Annotated in this window: 6 protein-coding genes and 2 pseudogenes; 3 read left to right on the forward strand and 5 right to left on the reverse strand. The window is 37.3% G+C overall.

The features are described from left to right. Nucleotides 1–261: pseudogene (locus tag LB467_RS18205) on the reverse strand (AraC family transcriptional regulator); the annotation flags it as partial. A gap of 200 nt (nt 262–461) precedes the next feature. Then, nucleotides 462–1088 carry a hypothetical protein gene (locus LB467_RS18210; protein ID WP_224475560.1) on the reverse strand — a complete coding sequence of 209 codons (627 nt, stop codon included), beginning with the start codon at nt 1086–1088 and terminating at the stop codon, nt 462–464. A gap of 389 nt (nt 1089–1477) precedes the next feature. Between LB467_RS18210 and tnpA the strand changes: the two are divergent. After that, nucleotides 1478–1879, forward strand: a pseudogene (gene tnpA, locus LB467_RS18215) (IS200/IS605 family transposase). 75 nt (nt 1880–1954) lie between these two features. Here tnpA and LB467_RS18220 read toward each other — a convergent pair. The 3 genes from LB467_RS18220 to LB467_RS18230 form a co-directional block, all read right to left on the reverse strand. Beyond that, a complete protein-coding gene (locus LB467_RS18220; RefSeq protein WP_224475561.1) occupies nt 1955–2758 on the reverse strand; it encodes a ferritin-like domain-containing protein in 804 nt (267 codons plus the stop codon). A 28-nt stretch (nt 2759–2786) separates the two neighbouring features. After that, nucleotides 2787–3572 (reverse strand): ferritin-like domain-containing protein, encoded by a 786-nt coding sequence (locus LB467_RS18225; protein WP_224475562.1) that lies wholly within the window; start codon nt 3570–3572, stop codon nt 2787–2789. Between the two features lie 263 nt (nt 3573–3835). Continuing rightward, complete coding sequence (locus tag LB467_RS18230) at nt 3836–4552, reverse strand: cysteine hydrolase (RefSeq protein WP_224475563.1); 717 nt, start codon at nt 4550–4552, stop codon at nt 3836–3838. A gap of 170 nt (nt 4553–4722) precedes the next feature. Between LB467_RS18230 and LB467_RS18235 the strand changes: the two genes are divergently transcribed. Beyond that, nucleotides 4723–5283: a peroxidase-related enzyme gene (locus tag LB467_RS18235; protein ID WP_224475564.1), complete on the forward strand. Its 561-nt coding sequence runs from the start codon at nt 4723–4725 to the stop codon at nt 5281–5283. A gap of 10 nt (nt 5284–5293) precedes the next feature. Then, a partial coding sequence (locus LB467_RS18240) for a mercuric reductase (protein ID WP_224475565.1) occupies nt 5294–6612 on the forward strand: 1319 nt, incomplete at its 3' end.

Below are 6612 nucleotides of genomic sequence, written 5' to 3' on the forward strand. Positions count from 1 at the left end.
AATGCAATAAAAGGAGCGATTAAAGCGTATCATTTGCGCAGCATTAATGGCAGTTATTTCAATCTTATGGAATTCTGTCAAACAGATGATCTGGTTTTTATGAAACTCATAAGGAACAGAATCAATGGTAAGATAATTTCCATTCCCGGTGAACCACAACAAAGTAAGGTCGTTAGCCTGAAAATCTGTAATAAGATTTTGATTAGTAGAGGAGATATCACTTATGATAAGTCTCTCGTTTGTTTCTCCTGCAAATTCCATTAATAAATCGTGTTAATTGAAAAAATTTTGGTATACGGCTCAATCTCACCAACCTTATCGGCAAATTAAACAATTTATTAAAGATTTATTTCCGTGCCTGATTAATCTTTAGCTTAATTTTTTATAATCAAAAAAACCCATACAAACAGTCTTGTATGGGTTTCTGCAAAAGTTAACCTAATTTAAACATTAATTAAATTCTACTTATTCATTTTATTTTGCTTCTCTTTCATTTCCTTCACTTTAGACATATCCATAATTGTTTCACCGGGATTAGTAATATTACGTTTTACAATATCAAAAGAAAGCTCTTTCAAATATTCATGTTCCTCACCCTGCATCATTCCCATCATAGTATCGGCATAAAATTGTTTTGCTTCTTCTACTGTTTTTTTATTTTCAATGATATCATGAGCCAGATTAAGAGCAAGCAAATTTGCTGCTTCTTTGTCACAACGTGCAGCAATAGTTCCTTTTGTGCGTTCTACGATCACACTGCCATCAAAACGCGCCAGGTCTGAATATTTATCAATCGGTGCATCATGGTTTATTACCTGTTCCAGAACATCTTTATGTGGCATTGGGAAATCATGCTGGATTTCTTCTTTATATACAATTGTTTTTATAAAGGGTTCAGTGTCATTCCAAATCAACATGCTTTCTGTATGTTCATGGGGTTCGCCATATTTATCCATCATCGCTTTAGCAGCCATTTTTGCCGTTTCCGGCCAATCCTCTACATTTATTTTTTTATCCTGCGCATAGGAAGTATTTAGAAATGCCAATAGAGTAATAAATAATCCCAGAATTTTTATTCGATTTTTCATAGTTATATTTTTTAAATTAAATAAAGAAATTTTCGCGGCATTAACTTAATACAAGCAAACCGCACTTATCTAATATAAATCATCGAGGCTATTAAAATGTCTAAAAAATGACATTTGACTGTATATTGGCAATACTTTAGAGAAAAAGAACAAACTTTAAGATTATCATAAGTTTATTTTTCATTGTGAATAATAATGTTTTGGAAGGTTTGAATTGCTGGGTTTTTAAGATCAGGATAATGTCGGCTCATTAACCTTTAAGGTTTGACTGATTATATTCTTATTGTTCTCAAAAAAAGATTTAAACCCTGCAATTTTATTGCAGCACTTTAGTATTGCGAAAAAATCTATATTTTCGAGCTGTGGGTTATTAATGAAAAGGCTCATACATAGGCAGTGATTTGACTTGTCATGTTGTTTGGTAACTAAATATAGATACAAAGTGCTTCAGGGTGATATTAAGGAGCGTTGTCCCGAACTTTTAGTTCAAATATGTGAAGCAGAAGGAATAGAGATATTAAAAGGAGTTGTTAGTTCGGATCATGTTCAAATGCATATTGAATATGCGCCTAAACTGAATGTAAGTAATATACTTAAGAAGTTTAAAGGAAGAACTTCTAGAAAACTTCAACAAGAATTTCCAAAACTGAAGGAACGATATTGGGCAACATTTTTGGGCAAGTGTTTATGGGGTAAGGAGCAGATGAAGTATTACCGATGAGATGATTAATGAATATTTGGAACACCATCGCCGAGATTCGAGTGATAATTCCAATTTTAAATTGGGATAGCTTGGGGATTTTCAGTCCCTGGTAAAAAAAACCTCTGCACTCAAAGTGCAGAGGGGTTTAATAAAGCTTAAGGGTTTATGCCAGAAACAAACCTGCTATAGCATTGACTTCTGCCATTGTCAACGGCTCGTCAAAAGCCTCAGTTACGGCATCTACGCCTCCAAAATTAGGGAAACGACCCGCAAGTTCTACACCCAGTTGCACTGTGTTTTCCTCGCCGGCATAAATCGCGCTGAAAGCGGGCGGTAAAGTGTTGTTATCTCTGGTAATCCAACCTTTCTCTCCCCGCATTCTCCTTAGCTGTGAAGCATGTCTGGCTTCTACCGAATGTATCTGAAGCGCGTATTCCAGCAGCGCATCATCGTCTACCAATGCTCCTGCCTGCCCTTTATAAGCTCTTACTCCTGTATCTTCAAATCCCTGGGCCAAAGCCAGGAACTGAGCATAATTGTTAAAAGGATCAAGTCCTAAGCCGCCGGAAAAATCAAATTCCGGCGCATCAAAAGCATTGCCTCCTAAAGCGGCCTTAAGTAAGTCCACGTGAGAGCTTTCATGATCTCTGATCAAAACGAAAATATTCTCATCGTCTGCAGGAATCACGCCTGAATCCAGTCCCATCTGATAAAAATCCCGCTCCAGGTATTCCAGCGTAAGGGCGAACTGAAGTACTTCCGTAGGAGAAGCCTGGAACATTGCGGAAGGCATGGCCTTAGTGGCGGCTGCGGTTTTCTTACTGGTTGCAGCCAGTGCAAACGGAATAGAAACCAGTGCCAGTTCCTTTCCTTTTTGTGTAAGACTTTTAAGTCCATTTCGGCGTGAAACCGGAGTTGTCAATAATTCCGGGTCGGAAAGACTATCTAAAAATTTTATAATATTCATAATTGTTATTTTTTAGTGTTAAAATTAATTATTCAGTAGGTACATTATTGGCGATTATTTTGGTTTCTAAAAAACCTGTTGCCGCCACTGCTTCCAATACATCACGTGGATCGGTTGCCTTATCATATGCTATTCCGGTACCTAATAAATCTACCAGGACATCATCTGAAGCAAAATTGTTTGATCCAGGATCCAGAAGATCTCCAATGGCAGCCGCATGTCTGCCTTCCACTGAAACAATTTTTCCTGCCACTAAAAGGTAATCAGTGTTCTCCAAAAGGTTGCCGGCTCCGTTATAGGCGGAAACCCCTGTATCTTCCAGAATTTTAGCGACAGTAAGTACTGTTGTCCTATCACTAAAATCAACACTGCTGAAATCAAAGATTAGATCCGGAGCAATTTTTCCGGGAGGGGCAACTGAACTGATCGCAACCTTTAAAAAATCCCGGTGTATTACCTCGTGATAATACAGATCCTGCAAAATCTCTTTTTCTTCAGGACTTGCCTGGTTTAACCAGTAATCCCCTTCCAGTACCTGTCGGTAATATTCGGCTTCCAGTTGTTCCAGTACATAGGCGTAATTGAGTATGGCAAGGTCTCCCTTACCAAGGTTGAACACCTTTCCCGCCCGCACATCTGCTGCGGCATCTGCTGTAAGTAATTCTTCTTCCAGGTTTTCGTTACTGCAGGAATACATAAACAAGCCTGATCCCGCAACCAGAAGGCCGGTTGTCTTTAAAAACCTCCGGCGGGAGGTTAGCTTTCCATCAGGTCCCTGATCTGCAAATTCAACATTAATAATTGGTTTCTTCATAATACAAAATTTAAAAGGTTATAATTAATGAGGTTAAGTAAGATCAGAGTTATAAAATTTACGATAAACCAGATGTTACGGTTTTAAAATAAAAGTTAAATTACTGTGAATTAATCACTTATTATTGTTAAATAATCGGAAAATACATAAATATTTAATTTTTAATACATTCAATATGTCTATTTAATAGTCGCAAATAATTAAAAGAAAGTGCAGAGTTCACCACTTTAAGGACTGCTAATTTGATTTAAAATCTATTTTAGTTAAAGATCTGCGGCCTGAAGTTCTTTCTCAAATTCTTCTGTTGTAAACACATGGCTGGTAATCATTCTTAGATTCATTAAAGCACCCTGAAAAGTATCCAGTCCGGGAAGTTTTGCGCTTCCACTGGCATCGGCAATTACTCCTACTTCAAATCCTTCTTCAAGTAGATTCCTGGCATGGGATTCTACACACAGATTGGTAGACATACCTGCTATTAAAACTTTTTCAATTCTATACTTTCTAAGTTGAAGGCTGAGGTCCGTATTCTTAGGGCTGTACAATTTATGGGGGTTGCAAAGAATAATATTTTCTCCTTCCAGGTATTGCTTGAATTCCTCGAGAAAATCGGCTCCTGAACCTTCAAAGCCTTCCATGTCCAACCGTCCCTTGCGTTTATACATTTCTTTTGAATGCATGAATTTCTCAAGAGAACCACCAAATTTCCATCCTTTATCTGCCGGAAAAAAATAATGGGGGGATATAAATATTTTCATTCCCTTGTGTCTCGCCAGTTTAAATACAGTAGACATGTTTTCTATTGTATTATTCTCTTTAACACTTTCCTTTACAATTGGCCAGGCTACCCCGTCTTCCCGAAGAAAATCATTCTGAGGATCAGTGATTACTATGGCAGTGTTTTTATCAATTTGAAATCCGGGATCCGGAATTCCTGCTTCCTTTGCGGCGCTAATTACTTTCCAGTCTGAGCTTTTCATAATTTTTTATTTTTAGTTGGATATTTCTATTAAAAAGTAATATAATCATTCGTCATAATATAAATTGTCAGATTTATGACATAAGCTGCGGGTGTATACCTGTAATTTTAAACATTTGGGGTAGGAACAATTGAGTATATTTAAAAAAGTCAAATTATTAAGAACAATCTATGTCGCGAATAAGCATAATTCAACCCGAAGAGGCCACAGGAAGGCTTAAAGAAATCTATGACCAGCTGGAAAAGCAGCGTGGCCAAATAGCCGAGGTTCATAAAATGCAAAGTCTTCGGCCTGAGAGTATCGTGAAACACATGGATTTGTATATGGAAATTATGTATTCCAAATCTGATCTTTCCAGGTCGCAAAGAGAAATGATGGCCGTAGTGGTTTCTAAAACTAATAATTGCAAATACTGTATAGAGCATCACGCAAGTGCCTTAAATAAGTATTGGAAGGATGAAAGTAAAATAGAAAATTTGAAGAAAAATTTTTTAAGGATTAATCTTAATTCTGAAGATTTGGCTTTGTGTATTTTTTCCAAAACCCTCACGAAAAATGATAGTATCCAAAATTATGGAACTTTAACGCATGAGTTGAGGGAAGTAGGTTTTAGTGATATGGCTATTTTAGATGCCGCCCTGGTGGTTTCTTATTTCAATTTTGTAAACAGGATGGTTTTAAGTCTGGGAGTAGAACTGGAAAGCGATAAAGGCGAAAATTATAAATACTAAAAAAACAACTATGAAGTTTGATGCGATTATTATGGGAACAGGACAGGCAGGACCTTCCCTGGCCGCAAGTATGGCCAAAAACGGATGGAAGGTTGCCATTATAGAAAAGGGAAATTTGGGCGGTACCTGTGTAAATGTTGGATGTACGCCAACCAAAGCTTACGTAGCCAGTGCAAGACGGGCTTATATTGCCAAAAACAGTGCAGAGCTTGGTATTGAAGTAAATGGCGATATCAAAGTAAACCTGAAAACTATCAAAGAACGGAAAGATAAAATGATCACAGATTCCCGGAATGGCCTGGAAAAGATGTTGGAGAATAATGAAAATATTCAACTCATTCGCGGGAAAGCGAATTTTCTAAATAACCACGCCGTAGAAGTAGAAGGAACCACTTATGAAGCAGATAAAATTTACATCAATGTAGGAGGCAAACCTAGAATCCCCGATGGTTTTAATGAAGTTGATTATTTAACAAATGAAAGTATCCTGGAATTAGAAGAAATTCCGGAGCATTTAATAATTGTTGGTGGTGGTTATATAGGCCTGGAGTTTGGTCAAATGTTTCACCGTTTTGGTAGTAAAGTAACGATGTTGGATAGAGGAGACCAATTACTGAAAAAGGAAGATTCAGAATTTGGAAAAGCCATTGAAGAAATCTTTAAGGATGAAGGAATAGATGTTCGTTTGAATTCTGAATGTATAAGTGCTAAGAATAAAGAAGGCAAAATTGAAGTTTCGGTTAATTGTGAAGGAGACAAATTGAACATTCAAGGTTCTCATCTATTACTTGCTGCCGGACGTATTCCTAACACAAACGATTTGGGGCTTGAAAACACCGATGTTAGTTTAGATGATCGAGGTTATATTAAAGTGAATGACGAATTACAAACCAGTGTGTCAAAAATTTGGGCTCTTGGAGATTGTAATGGGAAAGGAGCTTTCACCCATACTGCGTACAATGATTTCCAAATTGTGAATTCTCACTTGTTTGAAGATAAAAAGAGAAAGCTTTCAGACCGGTTTACCTGTTACGCTGCTTTTATAGATCCACCGCTGGCCAGGGTTGGTTTGAATGCTAAAGATATTCAAAACGCCGGTATTAAGGCCAAAGTAGCTTCCATGCCCATGAAAAAAATAGCCAGGGCCAAAGAAATGGGAGAAACCCAGGGAATGCTTAAAATTTATATTGAAGATGATACCGAAAAGATCCTCGGAGCAACTTTTTTGGGTACAGGGGCCGATGAATATATTCATACCGTAATAGATCAAATGTATGCGGGGCAACAATTTACTGTAATTCGTGATGCGGTACATATTCATCCAACCGT

The sequence above is a fragment of the Salegentibacter tibetensis genome (genome assembly GCF_020164485.1).
Taxonomy (GTDB): Bacteria; Bacteroidota; Bacteroidia; order Flavobacteriales; family Flavobacteriaceae; genus Salegentibacter; species Salegentibacter tibetensis.